This is a genomic window from Parachryseolinea silvisoli (genome assembly GCF_021190955.1).
Classification (GTDB): domain Bacteria; phylum Bacteroidota; class Bacteroidia; order Cytophagales; family Cyclobacteriaceae; genus Ohtaekwangia; species Ohtaekwangia silvisoli.
Map to the genome: position 1 here is coordinate 272,617 of NZ_JAIOAO010000005.1, position 20,350 is coordinate 292,966.

Genomic DNA, 20,350 nt, shown 5'->3' on the forward strand with positions numbered 1-20,350 from the left:
TTGAGAGTAAGAATGTAAGTCCGACAGATTAAAATTGAAGCTCGATGCCAAACGAGTACTTCCGTTGAAAAGGATACGCATATCCCCAGCCGTTCTGATCACCGGTGGGCTGGTAGCTCGGATCGGTCTTGCCGATGTTGTTGGTGATCGCCTCAGGGTCAAAGTACTTCTTCAGCGCCGACCACTCCGTCAGGTTCTCGCCGCTAACATATACCCGCAGCTTGTTGACGTGGATGCGGTCCAGCAGCGCATGCGGCAACGAGTAACCAAGGGTGACGTTCTTCAGACGCAGGTAAGCAGCGTTCAGCAAATAATTCGTTTGAGGGATAGCAAGGCCTTGCGACTGGTCTGTCCGCTCACCCAGGTTCTTGTCGGCAAGCCACGCTTGCAACACCGGATACCTGGAATCGGTGTTGGCTTCCGCCAGACCCGCGTTGATATACGATTGCGAGTGTTGTGCACGCAGTGCTTCGCTATCCGCTTCGCCGCGGTAGAAGTCCAGCAAGTGTGCATAGCCACCCGCGTACGGCTGCTGATAAAAACCCCAATACAGGTAATTGGTGGGATAGTAGTCCATCTTGCCCACGCCCTGGAAGAAGGCGCGTAGGTCAAAGCCGTTCCACTCGGCACCCAGTGTAAAGCCAAAGCGGAAGCGCGGCGTGATGTTGCCGATCACCGACAGGTCTTTCGGATCATTTACCGTAGCGCCTTTCTCAATTGTACCACTGCCATCCAGGTCCCTATACTTAGGCCAGCCTTCTACAATCTCCAACGCGCCCCAGGGAATGATCGACGACTCGTCAAGATTAGCTATTTCCTCCTGATTCTTAAATAGACCGTCGCTCTGCAGACCCCAGATTTCACCCAGCGTCATACCTTCATAATATTGCGTCAGGTTGCGATTGGGGTTATCGAAGCGGGTGATCTTGGTTTTGTTGTCCGAGATGACAAAGCTGAAATACGTATGCAGCGATTTTCCACCGACACTGAACTCATCATCATACCCCAGCGACAGCTCCCAGCCAGTCGTGCGCAGGTCCGCGGAATTCTCTTTCGGCGGGGCCACGCCCAGTACCGCAGGCAGTTCCTTGCCGCGCATCAGCATACCTTCGGTATCACGACGGTATACATCAAACGACGCTGTAATACGCTGTTGCAGGAACCCCAGGTCAATACCCAGGTCACTGGATTTAACGTCCTCCCAGGTATAGTTCTTCGACACCAGGTAAGGTGACGATACCATCGACGGTAGACCACCGCCAATCAAATAGTTACCCTCGTTGAGCGACGAAAGCGGGAAGTAGCCGTACTCGTCAATGGCCGACTGGTTACCGAGGGAACCAAACGAGCCTCGAATCTTCATCGTGTTTACCACGGTAGATACCGGCTCCCAGAACGCTTCCTCGTCCACCTTCCACGCCGCCGACACCGACGGATAGAAACCGAAGCGCTTGTCTTTCGCGAACTTCGACGATCCGTCATACCGACCATCGAGCTCAACGATATACCGGTCATTAAAGATATAGTTCAAACGATAGAAGCCACCACGCAGCGCCCATTCACGAATCGATTCATCCACCGTGGCCAGGCCTGTAGCCAACCCAATAGAAGGGATCGAAGGCGAAATCACACCAACTTTCTCTGACTCCACCGAATCCAGCCGGCTATATTCCTGATTAAAGCCCACAATGGCGTTTACAAAATGCTTGCCCTTCGTTTTTTCGAACGTGGCATAGGTATTCAAAACATAATATGACAAACTGTTACCCAGACGGGAAGCGGTATTATTACCTTCTTCGCGAACATCTTCCGGCCCATAGCCGATCAGCAGCTTATTTTCGTTACTGCGATTGGTCAGGTTATCACGACGCACCGTAAAGTCCGCATTCACACGCAGCATCCGTTCGAAGAACGACAGCTCGCCGCTGAACGTACTTTGGAACATATTGATCCGGGTAATACTCTGACCACCATCAACCATTTTTGCGGCGGCACGGCCTACATCGGTGTTAGCCCACGTACCGTCAGGGTTGCGGTCCCAGCTGGTCGGGAACAGGTTGAAAAGATCTTCCATCGACAGCTGCGAAGGCGTTACCCGCTCCGTCATAGACAATGACGTATTATTACCAAACGACAGCCATTTATAAGGAGTAAAGTTTACTTTAGCCCGCACACTGTATCGGTCATATTTATCGTCCGCTACCTTCAGCGCGCCGTTTTGTGAATCGTACGCACCCGACAGATAATACGCCGTAGTGCCAGACTTGCCAGACATGGTTACATTGTGGCGCACCGACAGCGTGGGGTTGTCGAGGTAGTACTTCGTCCAGTCGCGATTGCCCATATAGGCCCAAAGCGAATTGTCGTCCGGATCGATACGAACCGGCCCGGAAGATGCCGGGTTATCAGAGCGCTCGCGAGCCCACGCATACTGGGTGGGTGTATAATCTACATAGTCCCACGGAGTGTTGTTTGTAGAGGTCTCCAACGTCCGCATGAAAATATAGGGATCCGCTACTTTGTTCGGCAGTACCGTAGCATTTCCCCACGCAAAGTTATTGTTGTACTCTACATTAAAACCTTCACGCACGCCGCTCTTCGTTGTCACAAGGATCACACCAAACGCAGCCCGCGAGCCGTAAATCGCAGCAGACGAGGCGTCTTTCAGAACCGACATACTCTTGATATCCGACGGTGCAATCAGGTTCAGGTCCGCCACGCTCATGGGTACATTGTCCACCAGTACCAGCGGCTGGCCACCATTGATCGAAGTAATACCACGGATGTTAATGTTCGGCGAAGCCCCCGGCGCACCACTTCCAAAGTCAACGTTCAGACCGGGAACAGCACCCTGCAACCCTTGCCCCACACTTTGAATAGGACGTGATTCCAGCACTTTGCTATCGACGACACCAACAGCGCCCGACAGGTTGGCTTTCTTCTGCTCGCCAAAACCTACGACGACTACTTCCTCTAAAGAAGTCGAGTTGACCTGCAACGGAATGTCGATTGTCGAACGATTGCCGACTGTTACCTCCGAGGTGACATATCCAATAAACGTGACGACCAGCACGTCACCGGCGGCAACGTCCAGCGAAAAGCTGCCGTTCACATCGGTCATCGTACCGGAAGCGGTGGATTTGATCAGGATGCTGGCGCCGATCACAGGCGATCCATCAGCAGCATCCGTCACCGTACCACGCAGCGTCATGCGCTGCGCAGGCGAGGCGTTCTGAGCCATGACCCATCCTGGAAGACACGCCAGTAAACAGGCGAGCACCACCACCTGGGCGAGGCCGGAAAGATTGTAGAGTTGCTTCATTGCAAAGGGATTGATGTTGTTTTACCGACCAAAGGTATAGGTAGAATAAATATTGAATGACCATTCAATCAAAAATTAACAGACTCTTCATATCGGGTCTGATTGAATTAATGTAGTTTTGACAAAACATTAACACGCATGGGAAGAACAAGCCTCAAGGAGGTACGACAACAGGAAATTATACTCGCCTTCTATAAAGTAGCCAAAAAAATAGGTCTCGAAAATGCCTCGATAGCCAAAGTGGCCGATCACCTCGAAATCAACCCCAGCCTGATCGTACACTATTTTAAAACACGCGAAGCGCTCATCGAAGGGCTGATCCACTTCATACTCGAACGGTATAGCGACATCTATAAAACCAACGGCGGACACTATACTACGGCAAAAGAGCTCACCACCCTGATGGACAATCTTTTCTCGCGCACCTGGGACAAGCTCTTCGACGACAGCGTATTCTATAGCTGTTACGCACTCACCTACCGGGATAAGAAGATCCGCGCATCGTTTAAATCGCTGCACGACTCCTTGCGCGAATCATTACGGGATGCACTCCACAAAGCCCGCGCAAACGGTGTCATTGAGGTAAAGAATGAAAAAGAAACGGCAGAGGTCATCTTCGCACTGATCGAAGGAGCCTATTATTACTTAGGGATGGTAGACTCACCAACAGAAAACACCCGCAAACTGAACATCATGAAGCGGCAGGCACTCACCCTGTTGGGCCTTTAGCGTGGGTATGATCGCTCTCACACTCACGCTGTTTTTTGTCGCTGACTCTTTTTCCGGACGATATAAATACGCAAAAGTGACGCCGCCGCAATCACAATCCAGAGTGCATTGACCACCAGGTTAGGCATATCCATGAGCGTATACGAAACAACCACCAGGCAAAGGCCACCGAGGGCATTGAGCAAATGATACGGTACCCCTTCCGCACGCATCCATCCCAGGCTCAACAGCGCATACGCCGTAACGTATGCCAGCACACCCGTCCATCCGATAATCTCGCCTGTAGAAAAACTTAACGTTTCATTCATGTGCCCGATTTTATTAGCTGCACGAAGATATTCAATTTTGAATGGTCATTCAATCTATTCATGTAGTACCTTTAACAGCATGGAGAGCGAATGCGCCCATACCGATTTACTACAAATCTTTCAAAGCATTTTATGACCAAGATTAAGTTTCTGTTATCAGTCGCTTGCTGCTGTATGCTGCTGAGCGCGGCTGCCCAAACGCGCAAGGCAGTATTTATGATCCTTGACGGTATTCCCGCCGACGTCATCGAAAAGACCGACATGCCCGTATTAAAAGAGATCGCAGCGCGCGGCGGGTATACCCGCAGCTACCTGGGCGGCGAAAAAGACGGCTTCAGCCAATCTCCGACCATATCAGCCGTGGGTTACAACCACGTCCTGACCGGCGTGTGGTCGCACAAACACAACGTGTGGGACAACGACATCCGCGAGCCCAACTACGCCTACTGGAATATCTTCCGCATCGCCGAGCAGGCCAACCCGTCGCTGCAAACCGCCGTCTTCTCGTCGTGGATCGACAACCGCACCAAGCTGGTCGGCGAAGGCCTGCCCGCCGCCGGCAACGTCAAGCTGGACTATAGCTTCGACGGTCTCGAGCTGGATAAAACACGCTTCCCCGCCGGTGAAAAAAGAATGTTCGACATCGATGAAAGCGTCTCCACCGAAGCCGGCCGCTACATCCGCGAAAAAGGCCCCGACCTGTCATGGGTATATTTGGAATATCCAGACGACATGGGCCATCTGTACGGCGACAGCCCGCAGTTCCTGGACGCGGTAAAAAAAGCAGACGCCCAGGTAGGCCGCGTATGGGAAGCCATCAAAGCCCGTGAGCAACAGTACGGCGAGCAGTGGATGATCGTCATTACCACCGACCACGGTCGCGATGCACAAACCGGCAAAAACCACGGCAGTCAAACCGACCGCGAGCGCACCACGTGGATCTACACCAACCTGGCCGACCGCAATGCCCGGTTCAAAACCAACACCGCCACCGTGGACATCATGCCGTCCATCCTGCGTTTCCTCACCATCCCCCTACCCGCTACTACCGAGCAAGAGCTCGACGGCGTGCCCTTCACCGGCAAGGTATCGGTGCACGACCTGAAGGCCGTACGCAATGGCAAGAACATCGAGCTGACCTGGGGTATATTTGACGGCGCCGGAAAAGCAGAGATCCTGGTCAGCACCACCAACAACGTACGCGACGGCAAGGGCGACGACACCTACACCCGTGTGGCAGAAGTGCCCGTATCCGCTGGAAAATATACGTTCACACAGCCGGAAACAACTTTCTGCAAAATCGTCGTAAAAGCCCCCAACAATACCATCAGCACATGGATCGTTGACAACAAATACGTCAAACACGTCCGCCCCTTCGGCCGCCAGTACTAACAACACAAAGGCCGCTGCCTGGCAAAACCCAAGCAGCGGCCTTTAAATTTACATTTCACACGCACATTATTCCTCCACACTCACGCTGTTTTTCGCTCTCACACTCCACACTCACACTGTTTTATCGTATCGCGCAGTCGTGCAAAAACTCATCAAAGATCAGCGAAATAATACGCTGATAGCCGTCACCCGGAGGCAGATCATTGCTGCCTTCAATATATTGATCGGGATTGCGCACGACACTTTCACGGGTGCGTTGCACCAGTGCCATCCATGCCTCGGGCGTCAGCGTATGGCGCAAATCCACCAGCATGACCTTCATGGGTTCTAAAGAACTATTAAACCGGCGCTTATATACTTTATCTTCTTTTTCCACAGCGATGCGTTCGGAAAACGAGATTGATCCGCCTATACCCATACGAATGACGGATCAATCCGGGCAAATTATGCTTTAGCAACCTTCGGTGCTTTTGCCTTTTTTGTAGTAGCTGCTTTGGCAGTAGCGTTGTTTTTACGCTTGATCTCGCGCTTTACACGAACCGACACTTTTTTAGAAATGCGGTCCAGCAGCTTCTTTGTTTTCTTCGAAGGCGCAGAGATCTCCAGCTTGTTTAGTGCAGTGCTTATCGCCTCGTGCAATACATCCTGGATCTCCTTCTTTGAAATCTTCTTGGTCATATAGGGGATTTACGTAAGTTGTTTAAACAAAAGTAGACCATGTTACTGAAATGTTAAACCACTTAACAAAAACTTAATATTAGATAGCCGGTAAATGCCAGAAATGTTCCGCCTATATCCCCTCATACAGGATGTATTCGCTATTAGTTTACTCCGCGTAAACTTAATTATACCATCATGAAACTCCACAAATCTGTTGCTAATTGACGGATTGCAGTGTCCCGTTCTTCTTTAACGTGCGAATCTCCGCTTCGAGCATCCGTTGTTGTCGCGTCATGTCCTCTTGCATCGCCTGCATTTCTTCGGCGTGCTGCCGTATTTCTTCCTCCTGCGCCTGGAGCCGCTGATTATTCTCGCGCGCATCCGCCAGCAACTTTTGCGTGTCGTCATATACCTGGCGCGAGCCCAGTGCCGACGCCACATATTCAGCAATCTTTTCGAGGAATTGTACCTGGTGAGGTTTCAGGCTATGGAAGCCCGCCAGCTCGATCGCACCGACTACATCCTCGCGTACTTTGAGCGGCAGCACGATAATATACCGCGGCGTAGCTTCGCCCAACCCCGACGTGATCTGCACATAGCCCACAGGAATATCCGTCAGCACAATGGTATTGCCTTCCGCAATGCACTGCCCGATGATCCCCTGGTCGGGGTCCAGTCGCTGGCTCACAAAACGTTTCCGTTCGTAGGCAAAAGTTGCCAGGCGATCCAGGTAACGCTCACCTGCACGATCCACCACACTGTACAGTGCTCCCTGGTTCATGCCCACGTATTTCACCAGGTGCTTGAGTACGGTATCTGCCAGCGCTGCGGTGTCCTCTGCCTGGTTCTTCAACAGCTCGCTAAACAACGCTGTACCTTCGTTCGCCCAGTGAATCATCGACTGACGCTCCTGCGCTTCCTTCAGCTTCTCCTGCATTTTGATGAGCGAACGCGCCAACACATCCTCGCGGAAATTCGCATCATAGCGCGACGACAGCTCGCCGTTGCCTAAAGCTTCGGAAAACGACGTGGCCGCCTGCATCCGGTCCAGCAGTTGATTAAAAGCTTGTTTCGTATCACCAATCTCCTCCGTGGTTTTGATAGGCATCTTGCCCGGGAATATACCGTCGGCCAGAGATTTCATCGCCTGCCGTATTTCTTTGATGGCACGCGAAAGAATATCCGCGTAAACAAACGCCAGCACAATGCCCAGGCCCAGCTGTACCAGGAACAGTACACCGACAAAGATGATGCGCTTCCGGGCATACGCATCGCTAAAATCCTTCACTTTCGTACGCAGCATGCCAATGGATGCTTTCAAACCGATCAGGTCGTTGCGAATCAGGCCCTTTAACCCGCCGGTATCTTTCAGGCCAATGACCGAATCGATGGCCACCACCTCGTTGAATTGCTTTTGATAGGCCGCGATCTTCTCTAGTATATCATCCTTTTCGGGGCCTTCGTGCTCGGCGGCAATACGCGCCGTGAATTCACCTACCTTGTTGTTAAATTCCTGGGGATACTTCATATCCTTGCGCAGGAAGAAGTCTTTCTCATGCCGCCGCAGCATCAGCATGTCGACCTTGTCGTAGGGAAAAGATGAGTTCTCCACCGCGTGAATCGCACGGCGCAGGTCACCCTCCAAACCGTAATCCTTAAAGCCCCGCTTCCGCAGAAGTTCTTGCAGGCTCTTAAACCGCAGGGCGATACGATTGACGCGGTCTTTGATCGACGCCGTCAGCGTATCTTGTTGGAAGAAACCCTGCTCACCACCAATACCCGCCAGCAGCGTGCGTACCGTGTCGTCGTGTTGGCGGTAGGTGTCTGTATACAAATTGGTACCCTCCTTCTGAAAATCCTCTTGTTTGAAGGCTTCCAGCATAAAATACTGCGCCGCCATGTCCATCTCCAGGATGTGAATGTTGACCGCGTCGACCTCCCCGCTGATTTTTTTATACTCACCAATGTTGGTGAAAGTCTGCCAGATCATAATCACCATGATCGCCGAGAGCAGCATGATTGATCCGAACGCCAGCAATAGCTTAATCCGAATCCTCAGGCTAAGAAAGAATTCAATAAGTTTCATGAGTACCCCACAGTAAAAACGCAAGATAACAGCCAACGGCTGGCCCACTGCGCCCGTCCGATTATGAAATTATTATACTTCCGGAAGAGCCCTTGCTGACCATAAAAAGGGCTTTTTGAGGCCGCTTTCCTTGACAATAACATCAACGTGGCGTAATATAAAGGTGATACCGGCCTGGTATCTTTACGCACGATTAAAAGAAGCGCATGCACATTTTAGTTGTCGACGATCTGATTACAGACCGGTTCATCGTGAAAAAAATACTCCAACCGGAGTATCATGTCACCACCCTTGCTTCCGCCCGTGAAGCCATGGCCTTTGCCTCTACCCGCCCCTTCGATATCGCCATTCTCAACGTCATGCTGAAAGACGACCTCGACGGCATCGATCTCTTACAAGATTTACGGGAAATGAAGGGACCGTCGTTCCAGGCATTTGCCATCACCTGCCATGTAGACGACCGGCGCGCCACCCTCCTGCTCGACTCCGGCTTCGTGGAGATTCTCAAAAAACCATTCGACAAGGACCTCTTCAATCGCCTGCTGACCAAATACCGGCCCGCACCGACCTTCGCAGACGCGCCCAAGCTACGCCGGCGCGCCGCCTGATCTCAGGCCATCTGCGGGTCGGTCAGGCTGTCCTGCCCCGTCTCTACGTGCCCGGCATATTGTTTCCGAAAGGCATTATACCCTTCCGCCGTGATTGTCACGTCATACCATCCTGCACTTTTCTCTAACTTCAGCTGACATATAGCCGTTTTACCCGCTGCAATGGTCTTTACCTGTGCGGGTGCATGGTAGGCATTGTCCACAACATGTACCACCAGCGTGCTCTCGCCCGTATTTCTCAGGTTCAACATGACATCGCCCTTCGCGCGCCCCTTGCTGTCAAACGCATATACATACACGCATGTCGTCACCAGCATCGGGTCCTGCGCATCGCCCGCAAACGCCCGGTAAAAGCCGTTCGGCCCATAGACCTGCAATGTATATTTTCCATCAACGAAATCTGACACCTTCCAGGAATCGTGCAAACGGTCACCGGCCGTGACGGCATACGCCCGCGGCGCAACAGTGTGTACCAGGCCCCGTGCATATACCTGAAACGGCGCGCCCGCCGCCGCATGGCTAAACATGCGATTGTTTGCCTCCAATGTCATCTGAAAGATTTTGCCCCCTTCGCGGAGCTCACCATCGGCGTATAGCTCATACGGTATGGCGCGGGCCGTGCGCGTACCGGGCTCCTGCGGGAACAGCGAGGAAGCCTTACGCGGCGCGCGGCGCAGGGCCGCCACCTCGTCGGTCGTCAGGGCACGATACCCCGAAGGCACCTGCTTGAACCGTGCCCGGTGTATAGACGCAATCACTTCATCGTGTTCCAGGAAAGACGGCAGCGGTATCTTTTCCCCCTGGTAAGGTTTAAACACCGACGTCAGGTCGCCACATACCGCGCGGCGCCACGCGCTGATGTTGGGTTCGGTCACAGGCTTACCAGTCTTGTGCGAAAGGAACTTCTCCAGGAACTGCAGCACCGACGTATGGTCGAACACCTGCGAGCAGACCGCGCCGCCACGGCTCCACGGTGAGGCTATCACCAACGGCACGCGGTACCCCAGGCCGATCGGGCTTTCACGTGCTTCCGGACCCGGCTTGCGCAAACGGTCCTGCGCCAAGGTTACATACTCCACCGCCGTATCGATCCCCGCCGACACCTTACCGGAATCAGGCTTGCCCGGGTGCGGCGGCACAAACGGCGGCACGTGATCGAAATAACCATCGTTCTCGTCGTAGCAGAGTATAAAGATCGTTTTCTTCCATACCTCCGGCTTGTTTGTCAAAATGTCCATCACCTCCGACACATACCAGGCACCATACCACGGTGCACCCGGATGGTCCGAGAAGTTCTCCGGCGCCACCACCCACGACACCGCGGGCAATGTATCCGCCGCCACATCCGCCCGGAACTGCGCCAGGATGTCACCTTTCGGCACCTGCACCTGTCGCGTATCGGTACCTTCCGTATAGGGCAGTGAAGCCAGTGTATGATAATCGGGGTCGATGCGATTGGTCGTAAACGCCTTCTCGTGCAGGTTACGGGCCCGCTCCGTCAACGCGGCGTAGGCTTCCGCCGTAAAACGTCGCTGATCTTCCAGGGCCTGCTGCAGCGCTTGTTCCTTTGCGATCCGCTCGGGACTCGTGGCGTCCAGGCGTGTGATCTCCTGTCGTAAAACGTCGATGCGCTTCGGCAAATAGCGACGATACGCTTCCGAAAACTTTACGTGATATTGTTCAAACCACTCCAGCGGATTGTCGGTAAAATTGGCCAGCCAGGCATCCTCCTCTCCTTCAAACCCTACCCCTACACTCAATTCATTCTGATATACTTTCCAGGAGATGCCATGCTCTTCCAGCCGCTCGGGAAACGTCGTCCAATGCGCCAGGCGTGCATCGTCGTAATCGAGATCTTCATTGCGCACCATGGCCGGCGCGCTGGTAGTGGGCTTTTCGCGGATCGTGCCGGTCCATAGATAAAGACGGTTGGGCGTCGTGCCGGTAAGCGACGACGAGAAATTCTGATCGCACACCGTAAAGGCATCCGCCAGGGCGTAGTAAAATGGAATATCCTCCCGGGTATAATACCCCAGCGTCAGCGGCATGTCTTTGTATCCGTCACGTCCCGAGGGTTTGGCTTGCAGCCACTGATCATGGTATCCTTCGTTGCGCGCATCCACCTGGTTAGACCACGAATGCGGCAGAGAGCCCATCCAGGTCGCCTGCGTATCCTTGATGTCGAGACGGAACGGAAAATATGTTTGCCCCGCGGCATTGGTTTGCAACCACACCGGATTCTGGTTGGGTAGTGTCACAGCACGCGGATCGCGAAAGCCGCGCACACCGCGCAGCGAACCATAACAGTGATCAAACGAACGGTTCTCCTGCATCAGGATCACCACATGTTCAGCATCACGCCACGTCGTACCGACCGGTGGATCGATCGCCAGCGCCCGCTGAATAGCCGGTGGCAGTGTAGTCAACATTCCCGCGGCACCCGACAACAGGGTCGCCTTCTTGATAAACTCACGACGTGTTTCCATGATCAACAAACTATACGGTCTAAAGATAGCCCTTATTCGCCACAACTTTTGTGCCCGCCGATTGGAATTAACGGTTTGGTAACGCACACACGCGTACCGGGAACAGACTCCGCGGTCTACGTCAGAAACACCGGGGTCTTCCGGTTATATAGCCGTTAGTCGATTTGACATACAGTTCCCGTCACCCACCCTGCATCTTCACCATACTATAAAACAAATTCATAAACAAATCACGCTATCTATGAAAACACCACTACCCGGCAAACGATCGCTGATCTTTTGCTTGCTCGTTCTGCTGGCACCGCTCTTCGCGGATGCGCAATCCTGTTACAATATCGTGGGATACTTCCCAAGCTGGTCCGGCGCTGCCTCCGCCATCGACTACAGCAAGTATTCACACATCAACTACTCCTTCGGTATTCCGAACAGCAATGGTACCATTCCTGCCATTGAAAACTCCGGCAAACTCTCCGAGCTTGTAACACTCGGGCACGCCTCCAACACTAAAATATTGTTGGCCATTGGTGGCTGGTTAGGTTCTTCGCCTGACAACACACCGTTCGAAGCCATTGCAACGAACCAAACCGCAATCAACCAGTTCGTGAACAGCTGCGCGAACCTCATCACGCAATACAACCTGGACGGTATCGACATCGACTGGGAATATCCTACGTCACAAGCACGCTGGAACGCCCTGATGAATCCGCTGGCCACCCGCATCCACGGCATGGGCAAGTTGCTCACAGCCGCGGTACCCGCCGGTTCTTACTATGGAAACAACTATGGCAACCTCGCCATCCTCGACCTGGTCAACATCATGTCCTACGACTGCTCCTGCCCGTCGAATGCACCCTACTCACAAGCCGTTGACGCCATCAACTACTGGACAAGCCGCGGTGTAACCAAAGAAAAGCGTGTGTTGGGCATTCCTTTCTATAGCTCCGACAACAACACCAACCTGCACGTACAAAAAGCAAACCTGGCCAAGACCAGCGCGGGCGGTATCATGATCTGGGAGATCTCCACCTGGGGTGACATCAACGCCGTATACAACACACTGGGCAGCGTCTGCAAAGGCGGCGACCAACCACAACCTACTTGTTCAACGGTTAGCCTGCCCGGCACACTGCAAGCCGAAAGCTTCTGCTACATGAGCGGCATCCAAACCGAAGCAACAACCGACGCAGGCGGTGGCCAGAACATCGGCTACATCGAAACCGGCGACTGGGTAGGATACAAAATTAACGTACCCTCTACCGGCACCTATACCGTACAATACCGTGTAGCCAGCGAAAGCACCGGCGGCCAGATCAGACTGGAGTCCTATGGCGGTGGCACCGCGTTTGGCACCATCAACGTCCCGGCAACCGGCGGCTGGCAAATCTGGCAGACGATCTCACACACCGTGCAGCTGACGGCCGGCGTACAGGAAATCGCACTTGCATTCCCGGCCGGAGGTATCAACATCAACTGGTTCAGCATCACCGGCGGTACAGGCTCTACAGGCAACCTGGCCCTGAACAAATCGGTAACAGCATCGTCTACAGAAGAAGCACAATTCTCCGCCGCTTTTGCCGTAGACGGCAACGCCACCACACGCTGGTCCAGCGGCTATAGCAACACCGAGACACTGACCGTAGACCTCGGCGCCACCTACAACATAAACCGCGTGAAGATCACGTGGGAAGCTGCCTACGGCCGCGACTACAAAGTACAAGGCTCTGCAAACGGCTCTACCTGGAACGACCTCCGCGCCGTCAACGGCAACACCACCCTGGTGAATGACCTGACAGGCCTGAGCGGCAGCGCGCGTTACATCCGCGTACAAGGCGTAACCCGTGCCACCGAGTGGGGCTACTCCATCTTCGAGCTCGAAGTATATGGATCCGCCGCCGCACAAGCTCGCGTAGCCGAAGCTTCGGGCACAGTATACCCGAACCCCTTCACTAGCACAACAACCGTATCCGTTGATCTGCCCGAAGCCGGCCCTGTCTCCCTGCGCGTAGCCGGTACGACCGATGGCCAGGTAATCGAAGTGTTCAACGGCTACCTGGAAGCCGGCCACCACGAAATCACCGTAGACGCCTCTTCCCTGAAGCCCGGCCTTCACGTCGGCACCCTGATCTACAAAAACACACAAAAACAACTGAAACTGCTAAAGAAATAATCACCCACAGGGTATAAACACAAACAGCCCGGCCAAAAGCCGGGCTGTTCTTTTATCGTCATTAGTTTATATATAGTATTAACCCAATATATAGTATTACACCGCGTTAGCGGCATAACTGGCGCAAGTCTTAGCGCCGCCCCGGCGCGGAGACTTGTGCCTCGTATGGGGGGAGTCTCCCGACTCCCCAACGGTAACGTCGTAACCCGTGACAACTATATAACCCAATGATCAAAACTACCTCACCACAACCCTCCCCCGCAACCGCACCGTCTCATTCTTAACCTCCACCACATAAACCCCCGCCGCCAATTGCCCATCAAGCCCGTCCTCCCGAATCATCCGCTGCGCCTCCCCCTTTACCATCCGCACCACCTGCCCCGTCGTGTTCACCACCGTAATAGTATAAGCCATCGCCGTACCCTGATCATAAAAAGCCGTCAACGTCCCAGCCGACGGATTAGGATACAACGTCAATCCACCCGCCACCGGACCATCACCCGTCATAGTAGTCAACGCCCGATAAGCATTCACACGCCCATACCCATAGTACCGATCCCATCCCGGAGTATCCTCCAACGGATCACCAACCCCATCCTCTGCCGAGCCCGTCAATCGTTGCACCAACGACTCAAGCGTCAGCCCCGGCTCATGCCCCCACACCAACGCCGCAATACCCGTCACCAACGGCGCTGCCTGCGACGTCCCGCTCATCTGCGTGCCAAAGTCCGTATCAGAAACATGCGAAAGCCCATAAATAAAATTACCCGGCGCTACCACATCGATATGATCACCGTAATTACTTCCATACTCCTGTAACCCCGCCAGCACCGTACTCCGCCGATCATCAGGATCGGACGAACCGACCGCCAATGTCAGCGGATGTCCCGCAGGATAGTATATCTCGTCATTGTTGAAGTTCTGCATACTGGCAACAACCAACACGTGGTGGTCATACGCATACTGCACAGCATCCGCCAGCGTCTGCAACTCAGTCGTACCGCCCAACGACATATTAATAATATCCGCGCCATTGTCAACCGCATAATGTATAGCCTTCGCCCACCAGCTATACAACCCCGAGTGATCGTTACGCAACACCTTCAACACCATTAGCTTGCAATGCCAATCCACACCGGCATACCCCAGTCCGTTATTACCACTCGCCCCAATGATCCCCGCCACATGCGTACCATGCCCAATCTCATCGCGAACATTAGGACTCTCTTCCACCATGTTCCAACCGTTTATATCGTCAATATACCCGTTGCCATCGTCGTCCAAACCGTTGTCGGCCACCTCGCCCGCATTCACCCACAACCGCCCCGTTAGCTCAGCGTGGCCCAGTCGCACGCCACTGTCCAGTATCGCTACCGTAATACCTTCGCTGCCTTGCGTAACCTCCCACGCTTCCGGCATATCAACATCCGCATCAACTTTTGCCCACGAGCGAAAAGAACCGTCGTTGTTCAGCGACCATTGCCGATCAAAATAAGGGTCATCAGGAAAATCTTCCGCTCCCACACTCACTCTCACACTGTTTTCTGCTGCATACCCCACAGCATCCCGCTCGACGTACGCCACCAGGTCATTCGCTTTCCATTCCGCCAACACCGACTGTATGTCACCCCGCGCCGGGAGCGTCAACACAAAATGTTCCGCAGCCACAGCACCCCGACCTGTCGCAGCCGCACGCACGGGATACAAAGGTTGCAGCGACGACATTGGCAAACGCGCCCCGGCACGCTCCCACCCCGGCTTCAGCTTCACGAGCCAGCGGGTATCCTGCGCCTGCAGCGTGGTGGCCATTATCAGGCCGAGCGTAATCAGAGCCAATATCTTCATGTCTCGATAATAGGAATTGTATACGACCGCATTGTTAATCCGGGATGAATATACATTAAAGTTCTCGGACGTCCTCGGCAGTGCGACTGTGGCGAACACGCCGGTTGTCGAATGCCAGCCGCCGGGCGGCCGTTTTGTATTCGGCGTTCAGCGCTTCCACTACGTCGTTAAGCTCGGCGAACAAATCATCCTTCCGTTGCCGCAGTGACATCAACCGAGCGATCTGCGCTTCATGCCACGCGGCGTCAATGCCTTCCGGCGCCGCTTCTTCCGACGTTCGGATTTCATCCAAAAAGGTGCGCATCCGCGCTAAGAGTTGGGTCAGGTGAGTAGGACTTACAGGTGACATACATCATGTTTACATTATAATTCAGTAGATTTTATTCGCAAAGTAGCAACCGCCAAACCCTGACCAAGACGGACCCGGTCGATCACTTTAGCAGGCGTTGTACCGCCTTGCACGCGGCCTCGCCAGATACTTCCTTCTTCCTGTTGATTTACCCAGTAAAGCATGCCCTGCCGTGTATCGACAGCCAAGGCATACGCATTATCCACCCCGACATCATACAACGTTGTTAAGGGTGCAGCGCCGCCCGCGTCCCCCCGCAGAATCCGGTCTGGTAAAGCCGTACCCGGAATCGGGTTATCAACTATATAAAGAGCGTCACCATCTACAGCCACACTAAAAGGCCTCAAAAAACCACTTCCCCCCGCATACAAGGTTTGCACGACTCCCGTGCCATCCAACCACGTCCGATTAAGCTCGACGTCGAGATATTCCACCCAATACAACGACCCTGCCTCAGTCTGCAGGGCAATGCCCCAACCGCCATCCACTCCGCTGGAAGCCGAAAGCACGGTATCAACGGTACCGCCTCCCGACGCAGGGGCGCCGAGGATCAGATCATTCCACGGCTGGGTCCAGTACAGCCGTTGCTGCACTTCGTCCAGGGTAAGGCCGACAGGGCCAGGCATATCGGCAGGTATAGTATAGAGTACTTCCATCGAGCCCTTGCGCAAGGCTGGTGCACGCACGATATCACCCGTTCCATAGTCTGTCCAGTATAACACTGCCGCGGCTTTGTCAACAACGATAGCGGCGGGAGAAAAAACACCGTCGTTGGCGGCGTATAAAGTATCGATAAAAACGGCGTCGCCGGTAGTAACATCCAGAGAAGCCCGCAGAATGGCGTGATCACTGGCGCTTGTCCAAAACAGATAGGTCTGCTCGACATACGCTACCGGATCATCCGTTGTATCGCAGGAGGTCAGCAGCATCGCGACCAATCCTATAAACCCGAAAATACTCCTCAGGATAATATGGGTCATTGTATAGGCAAACCTCACAGAAAGGAATTAATCTTTATAGCGGCCTCAAACAATTCCCCGTCCTGACAGGACGAGGAATGTTCGGGAGCCCATTCGAAATGTAGCAGCTAACAAATTATTTACAACAGCACGTTGCCTTAGCGGATATCGATATCAAAGTTGATACCATTCTCAAAACCGTCAAACAATTTTTCCACATTCGTTCCATCCAGTTTAACCCGCATAATCTCTGATCCTGCCCCGCCGGCGCTCACTGAATTCAGCCAAAAAAAGTAGCCATTCTCCGTATCAATCTCGGCATCATAGGGGGTACGTACGTTGCTGCCTGCTGAAACCAGTGTTGTAAGGCTGCCAGTACCGTCCAGATTACCTGTTAAAATAGAGCTTTCTCCGACCCCTAAAAGCTCGCCATTGTCAGTAATAAATATCTTATTAGAAACATTATCAACTGCCACTCCTACCGGTGCCTTTAACAAATTATTAGAAACAGCACTGAATAATACAGTCGGAGAAAAATCACCGGTCAACGATGCAGAATAAACTCGCTGTGTAACAGGTTCTGCCCAGTAGAGCTTTCCGTCTGCCAACGCGAGCTTGATGTTGAAACCTATTGCATCAGAGGCCTGATCCAGCAGTGTTACAAAGGGGGCTTCGCCGGTCAAGGTACCCTTATTAATATACGAATGCTCACCGTTTGCGTCAACGCTTGTAAAATAAATGGAACCACCAGTATGATCAACAGCTATATCAGTCACGCTGTTAAGTTTCTGCGCATCAGTATACACTTCTTCAATAGGACCCGATCCGTCGATCGGAGCACGCGAAACACCATTAACGCGTCCCCAGTAGATATAGCTCCCTTCTGTATCGATGGCAATACCCTGTACGGCCAAACCATCCTGATCATACAATTTGGTAACTTCAATACCGTTGTCACCAATCTCACCACGATATACTTTGTTATTATCAACCCAATATACCGTCTTAACGGAAACCGGTGTTGCGTTTACTGTAAAACGTAAGGTGTTGGATGATGTGACACCATCACGCACTACTTTTACATCAAGCTCCCCGGCTGCTACTGATGCAGGTACTTTCACAGTAATCGTTGTAGCAGTTACTGTAACTACATCTGTAGCCTCAGCCGTCCCAAAGAACACGTCAATGGCATCCTTGTCGTCACCAAAGCTGGAGCCTGTAATAGTTATCTCAGCATTGACAAAACCACTGGTTGGATTCAGGCTGGCGAGTACCGGCGCGCCAAGCGACTCATCTATTGTAAAAGGCTGGGGCGACGTTATCGACTTACCTGCTACCGTGACGGTAATGGTACCCGTAACAGCATTTATCGGCACAACCACTTTCAGCGCCGTAGCAGTAGCTTCCTGCACCATGGCAGGGGCGTCGGCGGTTAATGAAGTCTTGAACATAACGGTATTCTGGCTTGGCGTAGCACTAAAACCTGTACCGGTAATAGTCACAGTCTCACCTACCCGCGCCGTGGCTGGGTTCAGCGAAGTGATTGTCAGTGCAGCGCCCCCTCCGTCGTCATCACCATCATCATCGCTACACGACACAAAGATAGATGTCATTATCAGGGTTAGTAACAAACCGCACGCATACGCCGCCAAAGATTGTAATTTTCTGTTTTTCATTCGTTGCACTTCTTTTGGTTTATTGTGTTTATATGGGGTATTCTTTCAATCAAAGGGGTTTCTTTTTTTTGTTAACGGCGACCAGTTCAGCGGTCGCCGCTAAGAAGAGTTTAGGTTAACGAGGAATATTGTCAGGGAAGAGTCAGTCCGAAACTGACTCTTCCGCTATACAATTAGTTAAAAGCTACCCAGGGAGCAGAGATAAACCAGTTAGCATTGTTTGCGTCGCTGGCATTACCAAATGCACCACGGAAATCAGTTGTAGTCAGGCCGCTCAGCAGGGCGTCGCTAACAGCAGCTTGCTCTGTAGTAGCAACGAAGCTGCGGCTGGTGGTGGACCATGCGTTTGCAGTCAGGCCAGTTTGGCGAATAAGTGTGTTAAGACTGGTAGAAGTACCACTAACTGAAGCAACCAGTGATCTGTTGTCATCAGCAGCAACAGCAGTGAAGTTAGACAGGTTGGTGCCAACACCAGCCAGGCTGTTGAAAGTAGGTGCTACAATGGTTGTACCTTTCACAACCACCAGGCTAGGGAATGTAGTAGCCGGAGAAACTTCCAGTTGGTTAGTTTTGTAACCCGTAATGATCGAGTTGAACAGTTTCAGCTCAGAACCAACGCGGATCAGCACGCCAGAACGGAAACGCGAGTCAATCGTAGTAGAGCTGGGATCGATCGGGCCGAGGATGGTGAAGTTAGCAAACACAGCGTTAGTATAAGGAGCAACGCCGATGTTGCTGTCACCGTTTGACTCGAAGCCGTTCGAACCACCACCGGTTACGGCGATGCTAGGGTTACGCACCACGATACCGAATTGTACTTTACCGCTAAAGCCCAGGTCAGTGTCGAAATCATCATCTGTGTTGTAGTAAGAGATGAGGTGCTTGGCGTTCACTGTACCACCGAAGAATTCGAAAGCGTCATCCAGACCGTATGATACTTGTACGTGATCGATCGTAGTACCGCTGCCTACACCACCCAGTGTCAGGCCGTTCAGCTCGTTGTCGGTACCGATGATGTCACCAGCGTACTCGATGCGTACGAACTTCAGTGTACCGGAGTTGTCGTTCGCTACAGTACCACCATAGAAACCGGTGTTGTTCGGCGTGGGCAGGCCTTCGATAGTCGTAGTACCACCAGATACAGAAACCGGAGCAGCACCCAGGATCACAACGCCACCCCAATCGCCAGGAGCCGGAGTTGTAGCATTAGACGTGAACACGATAGCCGAGTCAACCGGAGCTACTTTGTCGCCGATAGCGTCGATGTCAGCACCACGCTCGATAACCAGTGTACCAGGAGCCAGATCGTTTGTAGCGCTGGTACCTTTTTTAACACCTTTAATGATTACACCCGGTTGGATCGTGAGCTTAAAACCACTTTGAACACGGAAATAGTTGTGCAAAATATAGGTGTTACCGGACAGCAGGGTCAGGTTGCGGCTTACAGTAACGTTACCGAAAGCGTCTACTGCGTCAGTACCGCCGGGCAGACCCAGTTCGATAGTAGCGGCAGCTTTACCAGCAGCGTCCTGACGGGGAGATACACCTTGATCATCACAAGAAGTAAGGGCAGCAGCCAATACGGCAACAATTGCTGCAGATTTGAAAATCCGATTCATAAATTCTTAAAATTTTGTTAACTTTGTGTAGTAGTTATTAATCATAACCCGGCGTCATGCTGAGAACATGTCGCTGAAGGAGCAGGTCAACCCCTTTTGACTCTACTGTAAGGCTGAGTCACTGTCCTCTTCCGGCACAGCAGC

Annotated in this window: 15 protein-coding genes; 4 read left to right on the top strand and 11 right to left on the bottom strand. The window is 52.8% G+C overall.

What is annotated here, in order from left to right; all coding sequences use genetic code 11:
* Positions 1 to 28: 28 nt before the first annotated feature.
* Entirely contained in the window at positions 29 to 3,322 is a 3,294-nt protein-coding gene (locus K7P01_RS26410) for a SusC/RagA family TonB-linked outer membrane protein (protein ID WP_267297599.1), read from the bottom strand.
* A gap of 138 nt (positions 3,323 to 3,460) precedes the next feature.
* Between K7P01_RS26410 and K7P01_RS26415 the strand changes: the two genes are divergently transcribed.
* Positions 3,461 to 4,051 (top strand): TetR family transcriptional regulator, encoded by a 591-nt coding sequence (locus K7P01_RS26415; protein WP_267297600.1) that lies wholly within the window; start codon positions 3,461 to 3,463, stop codon positions 4,049 to 4,051.
* 23 nt (positions 4,052 to 4,074) lie between these two features.
* Here the strand turns inward: K7P01_RS26415 and K7P01_RS26420 are convergent, their stop codons facing one another.
* A complete protein-coding gene (locus K7P01_RS26420; protein ID WP_267297601.1) occupies positions 4,075 to 4,359 on the bottom strand; it encodes a CBU_0592 family membrane protein in 285 nt (94 codons plus the stop codon).
* A 132-nt stretch (positions 4,360 to 4,491) separates the two neighbouring features.
* Between K7P01_RS26420 and K7P01_RS26425 the strand changes: the two genes are divergently transcribed.
* Entirely contained in the window at positions 4,492 to 5,751 is a 1,260-nt protein-coding gene (locus tag K7P01_RS26425; protein ID WP_267297602.1) for an alkaline phosphatase family protein, read from the top strand.
* A gap of 121 nt (positions 5,752 to 5,872) precedes the next feature.
* Here K7P01_RS26425 and K7P01_RS26430 read toward each other — a convergent pair whose 3' ends face one another.
* The 3 genes from K7P01_RS26430 to K7P01_RS26440 form a co-directional block, all read right to left on the bottom strand.
* Positions 5,873 to 6,169: a hypothetical protein gene (locus tag K7P01_RS26430; protein ID WP_267297603.1), complete on the bottom strand. Its 297-nt coding sequence runs from the start codon at positions 6,167 to 6,169 to the stop codon at positions 5,873 to 5,875.
* A gap of 26 nt (positions 6,170 to 6,195) precedes the next feature.
* Positions 6,196 to 6,429 carry a hypothetical protein gene (locus K7P01_RS26435; RefSeq protein WP_267297604.1) on the bottom strand — a complete coding sequence of 78 codons (234 nt, stop codon included), beginning with the start codon at positions 6,427 to 6,429 and terminating at the stop codon, positions 6,196 to 6,198.
* A gap of 199 nt (positions 6,430 to 6,628) precedes the next feature.
* On the bottom strand, positions 6,629 to 8,497 hold the full coding sequence (locus tag K7P01_RS26440; protein ID WP_267297605.1) for a GAF domain-containing protein: 1,869 nt from the start codon (positions 8,495 to 8,497) through the stop codon (positions 6,629 to 6,631).
* A 206-nt stretch (positions 8,498 to 8,703) separates the two neighbouring features.
* On the opposite strand from K7P01_RS26440, the gene K7P01_RS26445 reads away from it, so the two are divergent.
* Positions 8,704 to 9,105, top strand: coding sequence for a response regulator (locus K7P01_RS26445; RefSeq protein WP_267297606.1), 402 nt, complete (start codon positions 8,704 to 8,706; stop codon positions 9,103 to 9,105).
* Positions 9,106 to 9,107: 2 nt separating this feature from the next.
* Here the strand turns inward: K7P01_RS26445 and K7P01_RS26450 are convergent, their stop codons facing one another.
* Entirely contained in the window at positions 9,108 to 11,591 is a 2,484-nt protein-coding gene (locus K7P01_RS26450; protein WP_267297607.1) for a phosphocholine-specific phospholipase C, read from the bottom strand.
* Between the two features lie 241 nt (positions 11,592 to 11,832).
* On the opposite strand from K7P01_RS26450, the gene K7P01_RS26455 reads away from it, so the two are divergent.
* On the top strand, positions 11,833 to 13,758 hold the full coding sequence (locus tag K7P01_RS26455; RefSeq protein WP_267297608.1) for a glycosyl hydrolase family 18 protein: 1,926 nt from the start codon (positions 11,833 to 11,835) through the stop codon (positions 13,756 to 13,758).
* Positions 13,759 to 13,995: 237 nt separating this feature from the next.
* Here K7P01_RS26455 and K7P01_RS26460 read toward each other — a convergent pair whose 3' ends face one another.
* From K7P01_RS26460 to K7P01_RS26480, 5 genes are all read right to left on the bottom strand, one after another.
* Complete coding sequence (locus K7P01_RS26460; RefSeq protein ID WP_267297609.1) at positions 13,996 to 15,603, bottom strand: S8 family serine peptidase; 1,608 nt, start codon at positions 15,601 to 15,603, stop codon at positions 13,996 to 13,998.
* Between the two features lie 55 nt (positions 15,604 to 15,658).
* Positions 15,659 to 15,952 carry a hypothetical protein gene (locus K7P01_RS26465; RefSeq protein ID WP_267297610.1) on the bottom strand — a complete coding sequence of 98 codons (294 nt, stop codon included), beginning with the start codon at positions 15,950 to 15,952 and terminating at the stop codon, positions 15,659 to 15,661.
* 14 nt (positions 15,953 to 15,966) lie between these two features.
* Entirely contained in the window at positions 15,967 to 16,932 is a 966-nt protein-coding gene (locus tag K7P01_RS26470; protein WP_267297611.1) for an NHL repeat-containing protein, read from the bottom strand.
* Between the two features lie 137 nt (positions 16,933 to 17,069).
* Entirely contained in the window at positions 17,070 to 18,587 is a 1,518-nt protein-coding gene (locus tag K7P01_RS26475) for an IPT/TIG domain-containing protein (protein WP_267297612.1), read from the bottom strand.
* 173 nt (positions 18,588 to 18,760) lie between these two features.
* Entirely contained in the window at positions 18,761 to 20,206 is a 1,446-nt protein-coding gene (locus K7P01_RS26480; protein ID WP_267297613.1) for a T9SS C-terminal target domain-containing protein, read from the bottom strand.
* Positions 20,207 to 20,350 lie beyond the last annotated feature (144 nt).